The organism is Kitasatospora sp. NPDC054768 (assembly GCF_053612025.1).
Map to the genome: position 1 here is coordinate 44,594 of NZ_JBSHBN010000020.1, position 19,300 is coordinate 63,893.

The window sequence follows — 19,300 nt, forward strand, 5'->3', positions numbered from 1 at the left end:
CCCCTGCTCTTGCCGTCCGGGGGCCCTCTTGCCCCCGGGGGGGGCTTTGACCGGGGGGGGCGGGCCCCCATCTGCGGGCGGGGGCCCCCGCCGCTCCGAACCCGCCTGCGGGCCGGGTCAGTTCCGCGCCGCGAGTCCGTTCTCCCAGAGGGAGTCGACCTGGCCGCGCTCGTCGCCGTCGGGGTACGGGTTGGTGCAGGACGGGCCGGGGCCGCCGCCCGACATCAGCTCGCTGCACGGACCGGAGTAGTCGTCGGGCAGGCCGAGCACGTGCCCGGTCTCGTGCGCCACCACGCGCACCGAGCTGTACTGCTGGTTCTGCTGGTAGTCGAGGAAGACGTAGCCGCGCCCGTGGCCGTCGGTGCTGGCGTAGGAGCCGCGGCTGTCGCTGCCCTCGTCGTACGAGAAGTCGCCGCTGCCGCCGGTCTCCTGGAGCCGCACGTTGCGCACCGAGCTGTTCCAGATCTGCGCGGCCTGGGATATCTGGCCGGTGAAGGAGGGCGCGTTCGCGGTGTCGTAGGTGACGGTGACGGTCAGCAGCCACGGGTTCGCGGCCTGCCGGGCCTTGGCCGAGGCCATCACGGCCTGGAAGAAGGCCTGGTTGTCCGCGGTCTCCGCGGCCGAGCCGGCGTACGTCGAGGCGGTGTAGCCCTGCACGGCCGGGGCGGCCGGGGCCGCGGCGGCCACGGTGGCGGGCAGGGTCGCGAGGCCGGCCGCGAGGGCCAGGCCCAGGGCGGCGGACAGCACGGATCGCTTCATGCGGGGGCTCCGGTTTCGCGGTGCGCCGCCGCACCGGGGCCGGTGGGGGCCGGGCCCGGTGGCGGTGCACGGTGGGGGCCGTCCCGGCGGCGACCGGGGCGGGTTGCTGTCCCCGAGCTTCGACCCGCCCGGGGCCCTCGCGGATGATGCCAACCGGCGATAGCTCGGCCGCATAGCGGCCGGGTCCGCCACGCCGCCGCGTCGGGTCGGTCCGCCGGTCGGTCCGCCGACCGGCCCTTCGGCACGCCCTTGAATGCCTGTCATGTCCTTGGCGAGGTGGTGCGGCGGCGTCTATGCTCCGGACGTGGAGCTCGACGTGAGACACCTCCGGGTGCTGTGCGCGATCGCCGACAGCGGCAGCCTCCGCAAGGCCGCGCTCCAGCTCGGCATGACCCAGCCCTCCCTCACCACCCAGCTGCACCGGATCGAACGGGCCATCGGCGGCGCCCTGTTCACCCGCGAGCAGACCGGCAGCAGGCCGACCGCGCTCGGTCACTCGGTGCTCTCCCGGGCCCGGCCGGTGATCACCGAGATGGCCGCCCTGGTGACCGCCGCCCGTCAGGAGGCCCGGGACGCGGCCGGGCCCGGCCGGCAACGGCGGCTGCGGATCGGCAGCGTCGGCAGCCGGGCGGTCGCGGCCTGGCTGCGCCGGGTGCACGAGCGGCTGCCGGACACCGACACCACCATCCACGTGGACGTCTCGGCCAGCGCGCTGCTGCGGATGGTCGCCGCCGACCAGCTGGACGTGGCCTTCGTGTACGAGAGCGAGGGCTTCCCGCTGCGGGTGCCGCCGGACGCCGAGCAGCGGGTGCTGATGGCCCGGGAGCCGCAGTTCGTCGCGCTCGCGGCCGGACACCCGGCCGCCGCCCGGCCGGTCGTCCACCTGGCCGACCTCGCCGAGGACACCTGGATGGTCGACCCGACCGCCGACCACGAGTACGCGGCGATGCGCCGGGTGTTCAGCGAGGCCGGGCTCAACCCCCGGGTGGTACAGGTGCGGGACAACGCCACCGCCGCCGAGCTGGTCGCCTCCGGCGAGGCCGTCCGCCCCTGCCAGCCGACCTCGCTGCCCGGGCCCGGCACGGTGGTCCGCCCGGTGCACGGGGACCCGCTGACCGTCCGGCTGCTGTTCACCTGGCGTCCGCGCGTGCTCAGCCCGCCCGCGCTGGACGCGCTCTACGGCGAACTGCGGGCCGCCTACCTGGATCTGGCCAAGGTGAACCCCGCCTACCTGGACTGGCTGGCCCGGCACGAGCCGGTACTGCTGGAGCGGGTCGGCCAGTCCCGCACTTCGCGGTGACCGAATCGCGGACCTGGCCCGGCTTCTTCTAGCGGACCCGGTAGATCTGGCCGGTCTGCGAGCCATCGATCGAGCGGACGTACGCTGTCGCCACCCGGGCGGCGGGCACCGCCTCCATGCCGGGGAAGAAGGGCCCGTAGGCGGGCAGGGACTCCTCGACCACGGTCGGGCTCACCGCGTTGATCCGCTGGGGCGGGAGTTCGATCGCGGCGGCTCGTACGAACGCCTCGACGGCACCGTTCGCCGCGGATGCGGCAGCCCCGGCCACGATCGGCTCCTCGGTGAGGATCCCGCTGACCAGCGTGAACGAGCCGGTCCTGGCCACCTGGGAGGCGCCCTGGCGGACCAGCTCCAACTGGCTCAGCGCCTTGCCGCGGAACGTCGCCGCGACATCGTCGGCGGTCAGCTCGCCGAGCGGTTTGAACACGGCCTCGCCCGCCGCGACCGCGACCGCGTCCAGCGGGCCCGCCTGCGCATACAGCCTGGCCACCGCTTCCGGGTCGGTGACGTCGGCCACCAGGTCCCCGCCCGTGCGGCCCACGCCGATCACCTCGTGGCCGCGCTCCGCGAGCGCCCGGCGCACCGCACTGCCCAGCGTTCCGCTCGCACCGACCAGAAGAATCCTCATGACCCACACCGTCCATCACGTCTCGGGACCGAATCCCGGGAACGGCCCCGGGTACCTGTGACACTACGGATCACGCCCGGTCCCCGGAAATGCCGCTTGGGCAGGGACTATGCTCTGCGGGCATGGATGATGTGGAACTGCGTCACCTCAGGGCCCTGGACGCGCTGGCAGAGGCGGGCACCGTCACCGCCGCCGCAGCCCGGCTGCACATGACGCAACCCGCCCTCTCCCGCACGCTTGCCCAGATGGAGACCCGCGTCGGCGTCCGGCTCGTCGACCGCTCCTCCCGGCACCTGGCCCTCACTCAGGTCGGCACCACCCTCCTCGAACACGCCCGGGCGATCCTCGCCCACCTGGATGCGGCCCTCGCGGAGGCCCGGACGATCTCCCGCCCCCTACGGCTGGGCTACACCTGCGCGGTGCTCGGACAGCAGACCGTCCCGCTGCTCCGGTCGTGGCGCCGCACGTACCCGCACGCCCCGCTCGAGGTGGTCCGGCGGGACAACAGCACCGCAGGCCTCGCCACCGGGGACACCGACGTGGCAGTGCTCCGCACCGTCCCCGCCGATCCGCGCATCCGTACCGAGGCCCTCTACACGGAAGGCCAGGTCGCGGCCGTGTCCGACGACCACCCCCTTGCCGACCGGGACCGGGTGCTGCTGGCCGAACTCACCGTCCGCCAGGACCTCCCGCTGGCCCTGTGGCCGGGCGTCGGTACCGCCTCACCGGACCTGTGGCCCCCGGAGCAGCGCCCGGTCGGGACGGTCGAGGTGGGCAACGTGGACGAGTGGCTGAACCTCATCGCCACCGGCGGTGCGTTCGGCCTCGGCGCGGCAGGCACCGCGGAGAGCCACGGCCATCCGGGCGTCCGCTTCCTCCCGGTCTCGGACGCCCCCGGCGCCACCGTCTACCTCGCCCACCCCGCTCACCCCGTCCATCCCCGGACGGGGGACTTCCTCGCGATGGTCCGGGAGGTGGTGAGCGGCTGGCCGGAGGCTCCGCACCTGGACGTGACGATCGACAGCCGACTGGCGATGGCCTCGGAATCTCACGATGCGGAGGTCGGGCGGGGTCCGGCCCTCCTCCGAACTCTGCCGGTTCAGGCGCCCGGTCCTCACTCTCCCGAGTGAGGTGTGAGGGACGGGGCTAGCGGGCACCCGCGCTGCCGGCACCCGGCCCGCCGGCACCCGCCCGCCTGCTCTCCCGGCCGTGGATCAGCACGCCCACCGCGACCATCAGCGCGCAGACCAGGCCCGCCGCGAGCACCCCGGAGCCGCCGAGCGCGGTGCAGGCCAGCACCAGCACGGCCCCCGTCGGCGCCACCGCCTGGGCCACCGCGCCCCGCTTGGTGTGCCGGGAGTGCAGCAACCAGACCGTGAACAGATAGAGCGCGGTGGGCACGGTGACCGTCGCGGTGGCGGCGGTCTCCGAGATGTGCGCCTTGTGCACCGCCGACTCCACCGCGACCTCCAGCCCGGTGCCGATCGCCGCCGCCGAGCCGAACACCAGGTAGTGCCCGTACCCCCAGACCAGTGCCTGCCGGTTGGACCGCAGGTGCTCGTGGACGGACCGGGCGAAGTAGATCCACCAGGCCGAGAAGCAGATCAGCAGCCCGCCGACCGCGACCGGTACCAGCCGCCCCGGGCTCTCGTGCCCGTCCACCGCCGACTGCACCGCGACGGTCGCGGCCGCCACCGTCTCGCCGAGCACGATCAGGGTGAACAGCCCGTACCGCTCGGCGATGTGGTGCGGGTGCCAGGAGGTCCGCATCCGCAGCTCGGCGATCACCGGCACGGCCAGCTCGCACAGCACCCCGACCGGGATGACGTACGACCGGACGCCGGGCGGCAGGAACAGCACCACCACCCAGCCGACCTGGCAGAGCGTGATCCCCGCCGCGTAGCCCAGCGCGACCCGGCGCGCCGGGCCCTGTTCGCCGGCGGCCGCGCGCAGCCACTGGGTGACCATCGCCAGGCGCATCACCACGTAGCCGACGATCGACAGCGTCAGGTCCTGGGTGGCGAACAGCCGCGGCACCCCGGCGGCGAGGATCAGCACCCCGGCGATCTGCACCAGCGTGGTGACCCGGTACGGCACGTCGTCGACGTCGTACGCGGAGGCGAACCAGGTGAAGTTCATCCAGGCCCACCAGATCGCGAAGAAGGTCAGCGTGTAGCCGCGCAGGCCCTCGCCGTAGTGCCCGGCCGCCAGGGAGTGGGCCAGTTCGCGCCCGGCCTGGCCCACCGCGACCACGAAGCAGAGGTCGAAGAAGAGCTCCAGCGGGGTGGCGACCCGGTGCGGCTCGTGCCGGTCGCGCGGGACCATCCGGCGCACCGGCGGCGGGTCGACGGGGTGGCCGGGGGGTGCCGCGGCTGCGGGGTCACTGACCATCGGAGCTGCTCCGGGAGTCGGGAGGGGGGTCGTCCCGCGCATCCTGGCAGCGCCTCCGGCCCGGTGCACGCACCGGCGCGGCAGGTGTGCACGCGCCGGCAGGGCAGTGTGCACGCTCGGGCAGGGCAGGTGCGCACGCTCGGGCGCGTAGCGAGAACCCCGCGCGCCCCCGGTCACGATGGCCCTGAATATCCCTTTTTCCCTTGTCGTCAGCCCCAGTTGACGCTCCGGTGCGCGAACCGGGTGACAGCGCGGCGGGTTTCCGGGCGCGCCCCGCGCGCTGCCCCGCGGGCGACCGGCGCGCCGCTAGATTCTTCCCCGGTTGGAAGAGCGCGGGCCCTGCCGGGCCCCATGACACGGGCGGCCTGCGGGCAACGCGGAAGGTCAAGGCGGGTGGCGGGACAGCGGGGGCGGCAGAGCCGATCCTCCCGCGTCCGCGCCACCGGCCTCGTGATCACCGCGCTGCTCGCCAGCGCCTGCCGTGCGGCCCGTCCCGTCCCGGCGCCGGCTACTTCTCCCAGCCGATCCTGCTGTAGTCCTCCCCCGCCAGGCCGAAGGCCCCGTAGTTGGCCAGGCCCTTGCGGGTCGCCACCACCTCCGGCCGCTGGTAGAGCTCGACGGTGTGGCCGAGTTCCCAGATCTTCGCGTCCGCCTGGTTGTAGAGCTTCGCCGCCTCCTGCGGGTCGACCGTCCCGGCCGCCTTCTTCAGCAGGTCGTCGATCTCCTGGCTGCCCAGGCGCGAGGGGTTGCTGAAGCTGTTGTCGCCCACCGGCAGCCGGAAGTTGGTCAGGCTCTTGGACAGCGGGAAGGAGTCGGTGTTGCGCCAGCTCGCGATCTCGAACTTGCCCGGGTTCACGTACTTGGTGAAGAAGTCGTTGGCCGCCACCTTGTCCAGGCTGACCTTGACCCCGACCGCCTGCCACATCGCCACCGCCGCGGTGGCCAGGTCGATCTGGGCCTGCGGCGTGGAGTCGTTGAGCACCCAGTGCAGTTCCAGCGGCCGGCCGTCCTTGGTCCGCGGCTGGCCGCCGGACTCCTTCCAGCCCGCCTCGTCCAGCAGCTTCTTGGCCGCGGCCGGGTCGAACTTCGCCCAGTCGCCGGAGGTGTCCTGGTACCCGGTCTGGTTGGGCATGAAGATGTGGTTGCCGAGCGGCTTGAACTCCACCGGCACCCCGTTGTTGGCGATCTTGATCAGTGCCGGGCGGTCCAGCGCCCTGCCGAGCGCCTGGCGGACCTTCCGGTCCTCCAGCGCGCCGGTGCCGCCGAAGGAGATGTGCACCTCGTCCCACGGACTGGCGGCCCGGATCACGGTGTCCTTGGCGCTCTTGAGCTGCCCGTACGCGGTGGCGGTGCCGGCCGCGGCGTAGTCGATCTCGTTGTTGAGGTACGCCTGGGTCGTCGCCGCCTGGGACATCACCCGGAAGGTCACCTTGTCGACCTTGGCCCTGGTGCCCCACCAGGCCGGGTCCGGGACGAGGGTCAGGGTCTGCGCGGTCTTGTCCGCCGTGCCGACCTTCAGCGCGCCCGCGGTGATCGGGATCTTCTCCACCCAGCCCTTGTTGAAGTCGTCCGGGGTGGAGATGCCGGCCGCCGGCATCAGCGGGCGGAACAGGTTCTGCCAGTCGGCGTACGGCTCGGCGAAGGTGACCTTGACCTCGCTCGGGTCGGCGCCCTGCTCGACCGCGGAGATCTGCTCGTAGCCGGACGGGTCGGAGAGGTTGTACGCCGGGTCCTTGCCGCTCGCGGCCTGCCAGTCGGCCTTGAAGTCCAGGTGGCTCAGCGGCTTGCCGTCCGACCACTTGGCCTTGGGGTTGAGTTTGTAGGTGACCACCTGCGGCGAGGTCGAGGTGACCTTGGCGTCCACCAGGTAGTCCGGGTCGGGCAGGAAGGTGCCGGCGGCGTCCGTGGTGAAGAGCGAAGGCTCCAGGTTGCGCATGATCGAGACCGTGGAACCGTAGTAGCCGTCCACCTGCAGCGGATTCCACTGGGTGATCCACTGGTACAGCGGGAAGCGCACCTCGCCGCCGTCCTTGATCTGGTCCAGCGGCTTGGGGTTGAGGTCGTTGGAGCCCTGTCCCGGCGGCTCGCTCCTGGCCGCGCCGTCGACGGAGCCACCCCCGCCCGAGGTGCACGCGGTGACCGCGAGCGCGACGGCGACGGCGAGGGCGGCCGCCCGGCCGAGACGGCCGGCCGTGGTGGAAGCGTCCATGAGGGTCCCCTGGGATCGATGACGGGATGTGGGGCGCGCGAGGTGTGACGAGGCTTGAGCGTGGGCAGCCAATTCGGCATCGAGCGAGCAGAACGTAACAGCGGATCAGACCGACCACCAGGGGGAGGAGCGCACGTCTGATCCAAAAGTCACACACGGCAACACGGACGCAACACCACCTCAGTGCGCCGGTGCTTCACTCTGACCTGCGCTTTCCCAACTCCCTTGCCAAACCACCCGACTGACGCCCGAACGGGCCTGGACCGAAGGCCAACCGATGCCCACCAGACGCGTCGGCCCCACCCGCACCGCAGCGGGCGGCCGTTGATGCTCCGCTACCTGGCGAAACGCCTGGGCTACTACGCGGTGCTGCTGATCGCCGCCGTCTTCCTGGCGTACGCGATCTCCGCGACCGCCCTGCAGCCGCGCACCTACTTCGACGCCAAGGTCCCCCGCCCGGCCGCCGAATCGGTCGAACGCCAGCTCACCGCGCTCAACCTGAACGACCGCACCCCGGTCGTCGAGCGCTTCGGCCACTGGGCCGGCGGGCTGCTCCACGGCGACCTCGGCCGGACCATCCACGACACCCCGGTCACCGACGACTTCGGCCGCCGGGTCTGGGTCTCGCTGCGCCTGCTGCTGATCGGCAGCCTGCTCGGCATGGTCCTGGGCGTCGCGGCCGGGGCCTGGAGCGCGGTGCGCCAGTACCGGGTCTCCGACCGGCTGCTCACCGTGCTGTCCTTCGTACTGCTCTCCACCCCGGTCTTCCTGGTCGCGCTGTTCCTCAAGAACGGCGCGATCACCGCCAAGGACGCGGTCGGCCACGAGGTGATCCCGTTCACCGGCTACGAGACCCCCGGGCTCACCGGCGGCCTCGGCACCCACCTCGCCGACTGGGCGCTGCACCTGCTGCTGCCCACGATCTCGCTGGCCCTCGGCGGCCTCGCCACGTACAGCCGCTACCAGCGCGGCACCATGCTCGACGTGCTCGGCTCGGACTACCTGCGCACCGCCGAGGCCAAGGGTCTGACCCGCGGCCGGGCGCTGCTCAAGCACGGACTGCGCACCGCGGTGATCCCGATGTCGACCATGTTCGCCTACAGCTTCCTGGGCATCTTCACCGGCGCGATCTTCACCGAGACGATCTTCGGCTGGCACGGCATGGGCGAGTGGCTGATCCAGTCGATCAACGAACAGGACGTCAACTCCGTGGTGGCCGTCAACCTGTTCACCGCCGTCGTCGTCCTCGCCTCCGGCTTCCTCGCCGACACCCTGCACGCCGCCCTCGACCCGCGCGTGCGGTCCTGACCGGAGGTGACCTGAGATGACCACCACCGTCGCCGATCCCTCCGCCCCGGCCACCGGCCCCCGGACCACCCGTCGCGGACGGCTCGTGCTCAACCGGCTGCTCGCCGCCCGCGGCGCCGTCGCCGGGACCGTCGTCGTCCTGCTGCTGTTCCTGCTCGCCTTCGGCGGCCCGTACCTCACACCCTGGGACTACGCCACTCCCGACTTCTCCGCACTGCACCAACCCCCCTCCGCCGAGCACTGGTTCGGCACCAACGGGGTCGGTCAGGACGTCTTCGCGCAGACCGTCCGCGGCCTGCAGAAGTCGCTGGTCATCGGCCTGCTGGTGGCACTGTTCTCCACCGTGCTGGCCTCCGTGGTCGGCGCCTGCGCCGGCTACTTCGGCGGCTGGGCCGACCGGGCGCTGATGTTCCTGGTGGACCTGCTGCTGGTCTTCCCCGCCTTCCTGATCATCACCATCGTCTCGGCCCGGCTGAAGGGCGCCGGCTGGATCGCCTTCGTCCTGCTGCTCGCCCTGTTCAACTGGATGATCACCGCCCGGGTGGTCCGCTCGATGACCATCTCGCTGCGCGAGCGCGAATTCGTCCGCGCCGCACGCTTCATGGGGGTGCGGCCGCTGCGGATCATCAGCCGGCACATCCTGCCGAACGTCGCCTCCTTCCTCATCATCGACGCCACCATCGCGGTCGGCGGCGCCGTGATGAGCGAGACCGCGCTCTCCTACTTCGGCTTCGGGGTCAAGCCGCCGGACGTCTCGCTCGGCACCCTGCTCGCCGCCGGAACCGGTGAGGCCCCGGTGTTCCCCTGGCTGTTCTACTTCGCCGCCGCCCTGCTGGTGCTGTTCGTCCTCGCCGTCAACCTGATCGGGGACGGGCTGCGCGACGCGCTCGACCCCACCTCCGGGGCCGCGCCCCGCCGTTCGCCCCGTACCCGTCGTTCCGCCGGCCGTAGGAAGCACCCGTGACCACCACCGTCGAAACCCCGCTGCTCGCCGTCCGGGACCTGCGGGTGGACTTCGCCGGGCCCGACGGCCCGGTCCCCGCCGTCCGCGGGGTGGACCTCACCCTGCGGCGCGGCGAAACCCTCGGCATCGTCGGCGAGTCCGGCTCCGGCAAGTCCGTCACCGCGCTGTCCGTGCTCGGGCTGCTGCCCGGCACGGCGAGCGTCAGCGGCTCGGTGCGGCTGGACGGACGGGAACTGGTCGGGCTGCCGGGCCGGGAGCTCGCCGCGATCCGCGGCCGCCGGATCGCCATGGTCTTCCAGGACCCGCTCTCCGCCTTCACCCCGGTCTACCGGATCGGCGACCAGATCGCCGAGGCGGTCCGCATCCACCAGCGGGTGGACAAGGCCGCCGCGCGCCGCCGGGCCGCCGAACTCCTCGACCTGGTCGGCATCCCGGCGCCCGACCGGGCCCTGGACAGCTTCCCGCACGAGTTCTCCGGCGGCATGCGCCAACGCGCGATGATCGCCATGGCGGTCGCCAACGAACCCGACATCCTGCTCGCCGACGAGCCCACCACCGCGCTCGACGTCACCATCCAGGCCCAGGTGCTGGACGTGCTGCGCACCGCCCGGCAGGAGACCGGCGCGGCCCTCGTCCTGGTCAGCCACGACCTCGGGGTGATCGCCGGAACGGCCGACCGGGTCGCGGTGATGTACGCCGGACGGGTGGTCGAGACGGCCGGGGTCGACGAACTGTTCGCGGCCCCCCGCCACCCCTACTCGCTCGGCCTGATCGGCGCGCTGCCCCGGCTGGACGGGCGCGGCGGTCCGCTCGTACCGATCCCCGGCACCCCGGCACCGATGGCCGAACTGCCCCCGGGCTGCCCGTTCGCGGCGCGCTGCCCGCTGGCGCAGGAGCGCTGCGCCACGGCCGAGCCCGCCCTGGAGGGGGCGGACGGCCACCTGTCGGCGTGCGTGCGCTCGGCGGAGCTCGCCGATCGGCGGCCCGCGCCGGCCGAGGTCTATCCCGTCCCGGAGCTGCCCCCCACCGCCGTCGGCCCCGGCGACCGCTCCGCACGGACGCCGGTGCTGTCGGTGACCGACCTCGGAAAAACGTTTCCCCTGCTCAAGGGCACCGTGTTCAAGCGCAAGGTCGGCGAGGTGTACGCGGTGGACGGCGTCGACCTGGACCTGCGGGAGGGCGAGACCCTCGGCCTGGTCGGCGAGTCCGGCTCCGGCAAGTCCACCACCCTGTTCGAGCTGCTGCGGCTCGGCGCCCCGGAGACCGGCCGGATCGAACTGTTCGGCCGGGACACCGCCGCCCTCACCCGGGCCGAGGCCCACCGGCTCCGCGCCCGGGTGCAGATCGTCTTCCAGGACCCGATGGCCAGCCTGGACCCCCGAATGCCGATCGGCGACATCGTCGCCGAACCGCTGCTCGCCCAGCGCACCCCGCGCGAGGAGATCGCCCGCCGGGTGCCCGAGCTGCTGCGCCAGGTCGGCCTCGACCCGGAGCACGCCGTCCGCTACCCGCACCAGTTCTCCGGCGGCCAGCGCCAGCGCGTCTCCATCGCCCGGGCGCTCGCCGTCCGGCCCGGCCTGCTGGTGCTGGACGAACCGGTCTCCGCGCTGGACGTCTCCATCCAGGCCGGCGTGCTCAACCTGCTCCAGGCGCTCAAGGCCGAGCTGGGCCTGTCCTACCTGTTCGTCTCGCACGACCTCTCGGTGATCCGGCACCTCGCCGACCGGGTCAGCGTGATGTACCTCGGCCGGACGGTCGAGCAGGGCGAGGTGGCCGCCGTCTTCGACCGCCCCCGCCACCCCTACACCCGCGCCCTGCTCTCGGCCGTCCCGCTCCCCGACCCCGCCGCCGAACGCGCCCGCGACCGCGTCCTGCTGGCCGGCGACCCTCCCCCGCCCACCGAGCGCCGCACCGGCTGCGTCTTCCGCACCCGCTGCCCGCGCTACGCCGGACTGACGTCCCCGGCGGACCGGGCCCGCTGCGAGCGGGAACGGCCGGCCCTGGTCGAGGGCGCGCCGGGGACGGACCACAGTGCGGCCTGCCACCACCCGGACCCCGGAGGAAACGACACAGGGTGATCACTCGAACACGATTCGGTGGATCCGGTCGGCGCCGTGTAAAGTCTTCGACGTCAGCAGGCGCCGCTAGCTCAGTTGGTTAGAGCAGCTGACTCTTAATCAGCGGGTCCGGGGTTCGAGTCCCTGGCGGCGCACATGGCAAGGTCTCAGGCCGTCCACTCCGGTGGGCGGCCTGAGGCGTTTCCGGCCCTGCAACGAGCCGACGGGACGCCCCGGTGGCGGCTCAGCGGGTGTCGAGCACGGCCGAGGCCACCGCGTCCGGGCGGTCGAACATCACCAGGTGCCCGGCCGGGGCGGTGGTGCGGAAGTCCGCCCCGAGCAGCGCCGCCAGCTCCCGCTGCCGGGCCAGCCACTCCTCGGTGCGGCGGGTCCGGCAGCCGTCGTCGGCGGCCAGCACGGTGATCGGCAGGTCCTCCGCCAGCGGCCGGGTGCTCCGCAGCCCGTCCAGCTCGGCGGCCGTGTCGAGGTAGCGGCCGTTCTCCCGCAGCAGCGCGCGCAGGGCCCGCCCGGTGCGGTAGCAGTGCCGCACCAGCGGCGCCGGGGCGAGGTCCTCACGGCGGACGGTGGACAGCCGCGCCGTGGCCCGGCGGACGGACGGGCCCAGCAGGTAGGGCACGGCGAGGGCGGTGGCGGCGCCGGCCACCGCCCGGGCCGCCAGGTCGCGCGCGCCGGGCGCCGGGTACGGCCGGGCCGCCGCCTCCACGCTGCCGTCCACCAGCACCAGCCCGGCGGTCCGCTCGGGGTGCAGCCGGGCGAAGGCCTCCACGTGGAAGCCCGCGAGCGAGTGCCCGACCACGGTGCACGGCTCCCGCAGCCCCAGGCCGTCCAGCACCGCCCGGATGCGTCCGGCCTCGCCGGCCGCCGTCGGCGCGGGCCGCCCGGCGGCGGGCTCGGGGGCGCTCAGCCCGTAGCCGGGCCGGTCGAAGCGGACCACGGTGCGGTACGGGGTGAGGAAGGGGACGACCAGGTCCCAGTCGAACCAGCTGCTGCCGAGGCCGCCGGAGAGCAGGCAGACCGGTCCACTGCCCTCGACGCGGACGTGCAGCGGGACGCCGTCGACGCGCAGGAAGCGCGCCCGGCCGGCGGTCCGGGGCCCGAACCGGCGCACCTCCAGCACCCAGGCGGTGTACGCCACGGCGCTGAGCAACAGCAGGGTGGCGACCGCCGTCCGTGCGGTCCGGTGGCCGGGCTGGAGGCGGGGCACCGTTCCACCCTAACCAGCGGCGAACTCCGGACCAACCGGAAGGAAAGGGGCAGGTCGGGCAGCAGCCGTCCGAGTGGCCCGGGGGTGACCCGCAGCCGGTTCGAGGCACCCCCTGGAAGCGTGTATTGTTTTCCAGGTCAGCAGGCGCCGCTAGCTCAGTTGGTTAGAGCAGCTGACTCTTAATCAGCGGGTCCGGGGTTCGAGTCCCTGGCGGCGCACAGACAGTTGGGGAGCCTCTCGCAGCAGCGAGGGGCTCCCCGATTTTTTGGCCTCCGACGTCCGTTTTGCGTGTGATGTCGGTCTCGATCGGCGATTCACCGGAGCCATCCGGCCCATTCTGCTCGTCCAGGGCAGTAGAACCTGAATCGGGACAAAGGTCCCCAACCGCCGATGTCCCCGTCCGTGCCGGCTGCCTCGATGCGCCCGCAGGAAAGGCCGCGCATTGTCCAGAAACGCCCAGAGCGGCCGTAGCACGCCGTCGATCAGCCTCCGCCCGGTCAAGCGGTTCAAACGCTCCACCGGCCCGGCCGGCGGGTCGGGCCGCACCGGCGGGTCCGACGGATCCGGCGGCAGGAAGTCGCGTCGCCCGAAGCGCACCGGCATCCGCCGGCTGATACCCACCTGGCGGATGACCCTGCTCGGCTTCGGCACGGCGCTGCTGCTCGGCATCGGCCTGTTCGCGCTGGGGATCACCCTGGTGAAGGTGCCGGACGCGCACGCCGCCGCGACCGCCCAGAGCAACACCTGGCTCTACTCGGACGGTTCGGTGCTCACCCGCACCGGTCAGACCAACCGGCAGAACGTCTCCCTGGACAAGGTCTCCCCCGCCGCCCAGCACGCCGCGCTGGCCGCCGAGGACCGGAACTTCTACAACGAGGGCGCGGTCAACGTCCAGGGCCTGGCCCGGGCCGCGATCAAGACCGCCAAGGGCCAGGGGACCCAGGGCGGCTCCACCATCACCCAGCAGTACGTGAAGAACACGTACCTGAACCAGAAGCAGTCGATCACCCGCAAGGTGAAGGAACTGTTCATCGCCATCAAGGTGGACGCCACCGAGAGCAAGAACGACATCCTCTCCGGCTACCTGAACACCTCCTACTACGGCCGCGGCGCCTACGGCATCCAGGCCGCCGCCCAGGCGTACTTCGGCATCGACGCGTCGGCCCTCAACGCCGCCCAGGGCGCCTACCTGGCCACCCTGCTGAACGCCCCGAGCGCGTACGACGTCGCCACCGCGACCGCGGCGGGCAAGCAGAACGCCGTCAACCGCTGGAACTACGTGCTCGACGGCATGGTCAAGGAGGGCTGGCTCTCCGCGGACGAGCGGGCCGCGACCACCTTCCCGGACGTCCGGGACCCGCAGCCCAACCCGGGCCTGTCCGGCCAGGCCGGCTACCTGGTCGACGCCGCCACCCAGTACCTCACCTCCAGCGGGGTGATCAGCGAGACCGAGCTGGCCAAGGGCGGCTACACGATCAAGCTGAGCATCGACCCGGCCCGCCAGCAGGCCCTCCAGGACTCCGTCCAGGCCCAGTTGCACGACAGCCTGAACCCGGACAAGCGGAAGAAGGACGCGGCCGCCCAGGCCGGCGCCGCCTCGGTGGACCCGAAGACCGGCGCGGTCGTCGCCCTGTACGGCGGCGTCGACTACGTGAAGCACTACGTCGACAACGCCACCCGGCGCGACTACCAGGCCGGCTCGACCTTCAAGGCGATCGCGCTGGCCGCCGCGTTCGAGAACGAGGCCAAGACCCAGGACGGCCGCACCATCACCCCGCGCACGGTCTACGACGGCACCAGCGGCCGGAAGGTCCGCGGCGGCAAGGGCACCCCGTACGCGCCGCCGAACGAGGGCGACAAGAGCTACGGCCAGATCAGCCTCCAGCAGGCCACCGACTGGTCGGTCAACTCGGCGTTCGCGCAGCTCGCGCAGGACACCGGGCTCCAGAAGGTCAAGGACACCGCCGTCGCGATGGGCCTGCCCGGCAACATCCCGGGGCTCGACCCGGTGCCGTCCATCCCGCTGGGCGCGGCCACCCCGAGCGTGCTCGACATGGCGGGCGTGTACGCCACGCTGGACAACGGCGGCAAGCAGATCACCCCGTGGCTGGTGCAGTCGGTGGACCGCGAGGGCGAGAACGTGGCACTGCCCGCACACAAGACCACCCAGGCGATCAGCGAGGACACCGCCAACCAGGTCACCTCGATGCTCCAGGGCGTGGTGAGCGACCCGGGCGGCACCGGCTGGCGGGCGAAGGCGCTCGGCCGCCCGGTGGCCGGCAAGACCGGCACCACCGACGACCAGAAGTCGGTCTGGTTCGTGGGCTACACCCCCGAACTGGTCACCTCGGTCGCCCTGTTCGGCCAGGATCCGGGCACCGGCGCCCAGGTCAGCCTGAGCGGCGTCGGCGGCATCGACGGCGCGGCCGGCGGCCAGTTCCCGGCCCAGATCTGGACCAGCTACATGAAGGCCGCGCTCAAGGGTCAGCCGGTCGGCGACTTCCCGACCCCGGCCGGCGGCGACTCCTCGGGCGCCATCGACCTGCCGACCGCCCCGAGCACGCCGAGCGGCACCCCGTCGACGAGCGCCCCCACCGGCGCCCCGAGCACCGGCCCCGCCCCGGCGCCGGGCGACGGCTCGACCTCGCCGGGCGGCACCGACGGCGGTGCGACCACCGCACCGACGGCTCCGCCGACCAGCCAGCCGACCACCCAGCCCACCCGGCCGCCCCGGCCCACCTCGAAGCCGACGACGCCGACCACCCAGCCGACCGCGCCCCCGACCAGCCGGCCGACCACCCAGCCCACGGGCGGGGCGGACGCGCTCACGGGGGCGGGCGCCTCGGCCGGTGGCTGAGGGCCGGCGGGGCCGGCGACCGGTGACCGGTGGCTGAGGGCCGGTGACTGACGGCCGGCGGGGACCGGCACGGTCACGGGGCCGTACCGGTGCCGGTGATTGCGCCATTGCGCACAGTCGGGGGCAGGACCGAATGACGGAATGGCGCCTTACCCGACCGCCGGTATGACTGTCACAATGCGGCGGTGCACAGATCAACGGCCTCGCCCACCCTCCCTTCGGGCAGAACCCTCGGCCTCGGCCTCGCGCTGGTCTCCGCCGTCGCCTTCGGCGGCTCCGGCACCGCGGCCAAACCGCTGATCGAGGCCGGGCTCTCCCCGCTGCACGTGGTGTGGCTCCGGGTCACCGGGGCGGCGGTGGCGCTCCTCCCGGTCGCCTACCGGCACCGGGACGCCGTCCTGCGCCGCCCCGGCCTGCTGCTCGGCTTCGGCCTGCTCGCCGTGGCCGGCGTCCAGGCCTGCTACTTCGCGGCGATCTCCCGCATCCCGGTCGGCGTCGCCCTGCTCATCGAGTACCTCGGGCCGCCGCTGCTGATCGGCTACGTCAAGTTCGTCCAGCGCAAGCCGATCACCCGCGGCGCGGCCGTCGGCGCCGGCGTCGCGGTGGCCGGGCTGGCCTGCGTGGTCGAGGTCTGGAACGGCCTGGGCTTCGACGCGCTGGGCGTGCTCTTCGCCCTCGGCGCGGCCCTGTGCCAGGTCGGCTACTTCGTGCTCGCCGACGCCGGCCGGCACGGCGAGCGCCCGGTCGACCCGCTCGCCGTCAGCGCGTTCGGGCTGCTCATCGGCGCCGTGCTGCTCACCGCCCTCACCCGGCCGTGGCAGGCCGACTGGAGCCGGCTCGGCGGGTCGGTGGTGATGAACGGGCACACCCTGCCCGCGTTCCTCCCGGCCGCGTGGATGGTCCTGATCGCGACCGTGCTCGCCTACGTCACCGGCGTGATCTCGGTCGGCTACCTCTCGCCGCCGATCGCCGGGGTGGTCGCCAACCTGGAGGCCGTGGTCGCCACCGTGACGGCCTGGGTGCTGCTCGGCGAACACCTCGGGCTGCCGCAGATCACGGGCGGCCTGCTGGTGCTGACCGGCGCCTTCGCGGCCCAGGCGAGCAAACCCGCGGAGGCGGGCGCGGGGGCGGGCGCGGGCACGGGCACGGGCGCGGGCACGGGCACGGGGGCGGGCACGGGGGCGGGCGCCGGGACGGCCGGGACGGTCGAGGTGTTCGCGGGTCCACGGGCCGACGGGCCCGGGGCTGCCGACCGGGTGACCGCCGAGCGTGGGGTCAGCGGCCGGTCCAGCCGAACCAGTCGAGGTGATTGAGCGGCCACACGACGGCCGACACCGGGCCGACCACGTTGTCCACCGGCACGGCGCCACCACCCGGGCCGTGCTGGTGGTAGCGGGAGTCCGCGGAGTCGCTGCGGTGGTCGCCCTCGACCCAGATGTAGCCCGAGGGCACCTTCACCGGCCCGAAGTCCAGCCCCGCGCAGGAGTCGTCCCCGGGGTGCAGGTACGGCTCGTCGACCTTCCGTCCGTCGACGCTCAGCGTGCTGCCCTCGCACTGCACGGTCTGCCCACCGGTCGCGATGACGCGCTTGACCAGGTAGTTGTCGTCCTTCGGCGGGACCAGGCCGACGAAGCTGAGCACCGAGCTCAGGGCGTTGGTGACCGGGTTCGGATCGGTCGGCTGCGGCGGCAGCCAGCCCCCCGGGTCCTTGAACACCACCGGCTGCCCCGGCTCCGGCTCCCAGCCGGTCAGCGGCGCCAGCTTGTTCACGCCGACCCGGTCGCCGATCCGCAGGGTGTTCTCCATCGAGCCGGACGGGATGGTGAACACCTGGAACAGGCAGGTCTTGATCAGCAGTGCGACCACCAGGCCGACCGCCGCCATCACCGGCAGCTCGATCCACCACGGCCGCGGCCGCCGACCCGAACCACCGGCCTTGCGGCCCCGCGAACCGCGGGCCCGGCGGCGGGCCTCGGCGCGACCGCCGGGCACCGCGTGGGCGTTCGACGCGGAATCGCCGGGAACTCCGGTTCCGCTCGGCGTTTCGGGCAGGTTCACCGCCATCGTCGCTGCTCCACCTCTCCGGCTGGGGAAACCTGCACGCTACGCCAACCGTGGAGCCTGACGAAATCGGTCATTTAGCCGCCGCCGACATCGCCGGAGGCCCCGGGGCCGCTCGGACCCGGGGCCGCTCGGACCCGGGGATTCAGGAGCGGGCGATGGCCTCGTGGTGGCGGATGACCTCGGCAATGATGAAGTTCAGGAACTTCTCGGCGAAGACCGGGTCCAGCTTCGCCCCCGCCGCCAGCTCCCGCAGGCGCTTGATCTGGTCCCGCTCGCGCGCCGGGTCGGCCGGCGGCAGCTTGTGCTCGGCCTTGAGCCGGCCGACGCGCTGGGTCGCCTTGAAGCGCTCGGCCAGCATGTGGACCACCGCGGCGTCGATGTTGTCGATGCTCTCGCGCAGGCCGGTCAGCTCGGCCCGTACGGCGTCGTCGATCCCCTCGGTCAGGCCGGCGTCGGGGGTCGTGGAGTGGTCCGTCATCGGGGCGGCTCCCGGTGTCTGCAGTGGGCGCCCGACCGTACGGCGGCCGGGCTCGGGCCCGGGCAAATCTAACAGGGCCCCGCTCCGGCCCCGCACCGTCGGACGGAACCGTCCACGATCCGGACGGCGGGCCGATCCGGACGGCGGGCCGGACCGGACGGTGAGCCGGACCGAACCGGACCGGACCGGACGGTGACCCGGTGCTCCGCCCGGCCCCCGCGGCGTGACGCACCGGGCCGGGAGGGCTCTGCCCGTAGGCTGGGGCGTGCATGACCGGACGTGACCGTTCGAACACTCCCTCAGTACTGGAGGAACCGATCGTGGCAACCACCCGCACCGCCACCACCGCGTGGGAGGGCAACCTCCTCGACGGAAAGGGGTTGGTGACCTTCGCCTCCTCCGGGATCGGCGAGTACCCCGTCTCCTGGCCGTCCCGCGCCGAGGCACCCAACGGCAGGACCAGCCCGGAGGAGCTCATCGCAGCCGCCCACTCGGCGTGCTTCTCGATGGCCCTCTCGCACGGCCTGGCCGGTGCCGGCACCCCGCCGACCAAGCTGGACACCCGGGCCGACGTGACGTTCCAGCCCGGCACGGGCATCACCGGCATCCACCTGACCGTCGTCGGCGAGGTCCCCGGGCTGGACGAGGCCGGCTTCGTGAAGGCCGCCGAGGACGCCAAGGCCAACTGCCCGGTCAGCCAGGCCCTGACCGGCACCACCATCACCCTCACGGCCTCGCTGGCCTGAGCCCGCCCGTCTTCCCCTTCTCCATTCCGCCCTCTTCTCCATTCCGCCCTCTTCTCTCTTCCGCCCTCTTCTCCAGCACCCCCGACAGCCCCTTCCGCCCCCGGGCTCCCGGCCCGCTCCGCTCCGCATCCGGCGCGCGACCGGCGCCCAGGGGCGCGGCTTCGGCGCACGCGCCCCTGGCGCACATCATGTGATGTGCACCGGGGGCGTCCGCACGTACCACCATTCATGATCACAAAGCGGGCGAATCACCCTGGCGGCGGTCACCGCGTGTTGTCGTCGCGGCCTATGATCGGCCGCAGCGCCCTGTCCTT

Annotated in this window: 15 protein-coding genes and 2 tRNA genes; 10 read left to right on the top strand and 7 right to left on the bottom strand. The window is 73.1% G+C overall.

Annotated features, from left to right (window positions below):
* Nucleotides 1-117 precede the first annotated feature (117 nt).
* Nucleotides 118-759 carry a snapalysin gene (gene snpA, locus ACWGKU_RS08880; protein WP_452178082.1) on the bottom strand — a complete coding sequence of 214 codons (642 nt, stop codon included), beginning with the start codon at nt 757-759 and terminating at the stop codon, nt 118-120.
* Nucleotides 760-1,063: 304 nt separating this feature from the next.
* Between snpA and ACWGKU_RS08885 the strand changes: the two genes are divergently transcribed.
* Complete coding sequence (locus ACWGKU_RS08885; RefSeq protein ID WP_452178081.1) at nt 1,064-2,059, top strand: LysR family transcriptional regulator; 996 nt, start codon at nt 1,064-1,066, stop codon at nt 2,057-2,059.
* 28 nt (nt 2,060-2,087) lie between these two features.
* Here ACWGKU_RS08885 and ACWGKU_RS08890 read toward each other — a convergent pair whose 3' ends face one another.
* Nucleotides 2,088-2,687, bottom strand: coding sequence for a short chain dehydrogenase (locus tag ACWGKU_RS08890; RefSeq protein WP_452178080.1), 600 nt, complete (start codon nt 2,685-2,687; stop codon nt 2,088-2,090).
* 122 nt (nt 2,688-2,809) lie between these two features.
* Here ACWGKU_RS08890 and ACWGKU_RS08895 point away from each other — a divergent pair, with 122 nt between their 5' ends.
* A complete protein-coding gene (locus ACWGKU_RS08895; protein ID WP_452178079.1) occupies nt 2,810-3,817 on the top strand; it encodes a LysR family transcriptional regulator in 1,008 nt (335 codons plus the stop codon).
* A 16-nt stretch (nt 3,818-3,833) separates the two neighbouring features.
* Here ACWGKU_RS08895 and ACWGKU_RS08900 read toward each other — a convergent pair whose 3' ends face one another.
* Both ACWGKU_RS08900 and ACWGKU_RS08905 read right to left on the bottom strand, forming a co-directional pair.
* Nucleotides 3,834-5,078 (bottom strand): low temperature requirement protein A, encoded by a 1,245-nt coding sequence (locus tag ACWGKU_RS08900; protein WP_452178078.1) that lies wholly within the window; start codon nt 5,076-5,078, stop codon nt 3,834-3,836.
* A 508-nt stretch (nt 5,079-5,586) separates the two neighbouring features.
* Complete coding sequence (locus tag ACWGKU_RS08905; protein WP_401043959.1) at nt 5,587-7,287, bottom strand: ABC transporter family substrate-binding protein; 1,701 nt, start codon at nt 7,285-7,287, stop codon at nt 5,587-5,589.
* Nucleotides 7,288-7,614: 327 nt separating this feature from the next.
* Between ACWGKU_RS08905 and ACWGKU_RS08910 the strand changes: the two genes are divergently transcribed.
* The 4 genes from ACWGKU_RS08910 to ACWGKU_RS08925 all read left to right on the top strand — a co-directional run bounded on the left by ACWGKU_RS08910 (nt 7,615) and on the right by ACWGKU_RS08925 (nt 11,771).
* Nucleotides 7,615-8,595 carry an ABC transporter permease gene (locus ACWGKU_RS08910; RefSeq protein ID WP_401043962.1) on the top strand — a complete coding sequence of 327 codons (981 nt, stop codon included), beginning with the start codon at nt 7,615-7,617 and terminating at the stop codon, nt 8,593-8,595.
* A 16-nt stretch (nt 8,596-8,611) separates the two neighbouring features.
* A complete protein-coding gene (locus ACWGKU_RS08915; protein ID WP_452178077.1) occupies nt 8,612-9,559 on the top strand; it encodes an ABC transporter permease in 948 nt (315 codons plus the stop codon).
* Nucleotides 9,556-11,637, top strand: a complete 2,082-nt coding sequence (locus tag ACWGKU_RS08920) for an ABC transporter ATP-binding protein (protein ID WP_452178076.1) — start codon at nt 9,556-9,558, stop codon at nt 11,635-11,637. Before ACWGKU_RS08915 ends, ACWGKU_RS08920 begins: the two co-directional genes overlap by 4 nt.
* Nucleotides 11,638-11,697: 60 nt before the next feature.
* Nucleotides 11,698-11,771, top strand: a tRNA-Lys gene (locus tag ACWGKU_RS08925).
* An 89-nt stretch (nt 11,772-11,860) separates the two neighbouring features.
* Here ACWGKU_RS08925 and ACWGKU_RS08930 read toward each other — a convergent pair.
* The gene (locus ACWGKU_RS08930; RefSeq protein WP_452178093.1) at nt 11,861-12,745 is read right to left on the bottom strand and encodes an alpha/beta fold hydrolase; all 885 of its coding nucleotides are present in this window, start codon (nt 12,743-12,745) and stop codon (nt 11,861-11,863) included.
* Between the two features lie 240 nt (nt 12,746-12,985).
* Here ACWGKU_RS08930 and ACWGKU_RS08935 point away from each other — a divergent pair.
* The 3 genes from ACWGKU_RS08935 to ACWGKU_RS08945 all read left to right on the top strand — a co-directional run bounded on the left by ACWGKU_RS08935 (nt 12,986) and on the right by ACWGKU_RS08945 (nt 17,011).
* Nucleotides 12,986-13,059 (top strand) — tRNA-Lys (locus ACWGKU_RS08935).
* Nucleotides 13,060-13,283: 224 nt separating this feature from the next.
* Entirely contained in the window at nt 13,284-15,698 is a 2,415-nt protein-coding gene (locus ACWGKU_RS08940; protein ID WP_401043970.1) for a transglycosylase domain-containing protein, read from the top strand.
* Between the two features lie 185 nt (nt 15,699-15,883).
* The gene (locus tag ACWGKU_RS08945) at nt 15,884-17,011 is read left to right on the top strand and encodes an EamA family transporter (RefSeq protein ID WP_452178075.1); all 1,128 of its coding nucleotides are present in this window, start codon (nt 15,884-15,886) and stop codon (nt 17,009-17,011) included.
* Here ACWGKU_RS08945 and lepB read toward each other — a convergent pair.
* Nucleotides 16,974-17,762: a signal peptidase I gene (gene lepB / locus ACWGKU_RS08950; protein WP_401043976.1), complete on the bottom strand. Its 789-nt coding sequence runs from the start codon at nt 17,760-17,762 to the stop codon at nt 16,974-16,976. The genes ACWGKU_RS08945 and lepB overlap by 38 nt on opposite strands.
* A 142-nt stretch (nt 17,763-17,904) precedes the next feature.
* Nucleotides 17,905-18,240 carry a chorismate mutase gene (locus ACWGKU_RS08955; protein ID WP_359901835.1) on the bottom strand — a complete coding sequence of 112 codons (336 nt, stop codon included), beginning with the start codon at nt 18,238-18,240 and terminating at the stop codon, nt 17,905-17,907.
* 320 nt (nt 18,241-18,560) lie between these two features.
* Between ACWGKU_RS08955 and ACWGKU_RS08960 the strand changes: the two genes are divergently transcribed.
* Nucleotides 18,561-18,986, top strand: a complete 426-nt coding sequence (locus ACWGKU_RS08960) for an OsmC family protein (protein WP_387691777.1) — start codon at nt 18,561-18,563, stop codon at nt 18,984-18,986.
* Nucleotides 18,987-19,300: the final 314 nt, after the last annotated feature.